We start from the raw sequence: 510 nt of genomic DNA, 5'->3' as shown, positions 1-510 counted from the left end.
ATTAACTGCCGCCATCATCAATCAACTAAATCCATCTTGTCATGGAAGTTGTGATGGTAGCATAGAAGTAGATGCACAAGGAGCAACACCAAATTATACCTATCAATGGAGCAACGGACAAAATACAAGCATCGCCACCAACGTTTGTGCTGGAGCACATACCGTAACGGTAACCGATGCCAATGGTTGTAGTGTGAGCACAGGTTCTGTCTTAACCGAACCAACAGCTATCACATTAAATCCACAAGTTCTAAGCAACTACAATGGTGCTGCCATTAGTTGTACTGGAGCTGCCGACGGATCGGTTGGTGTGGTTGTGGCTGGTGGAAGTGGTGGTTACAGCTATGTTTGGAGTCCACAAGGACAAAATACCGCCAACATCAATGGTTTAGTAGCGGGGACTTATTGTGTCACCGTCACCGATGTAGCCGGTTGTCAAATGGATACTTGTATTACCATTGCTGACCCAGTACAATTAGCAGCCACCTACACCGCTGTTGATGTCTTGTG

The 510-nt window shown here is 46.1% G+C and carries 1 protein-coding gene; it reads left to right on the top strand.

Annotation, left to right across the window (positions count from 1 at the left end; genetic code table 11):
- Nucleotides 1–510 (top strand): SprB repeat-containing protein (locus tag CG11_RS26410; protein WP_197043972.1); only part of this gene is annotated, 510 nt, incomplete at both ends.

The organism is Aureispira sp. CCB-QB1, from assembly GCF_000724545.1.
Taxonomy (GTDB): Bacteria; Bacteroidota; Bacteroidia; order Chitinophagales; family Saprospiraceae; genus Aureispira.
Note: the sequence above shows the minus strand (reverse complement) of the source record. Positions and strands in the feature narration are given on the sequence as shown.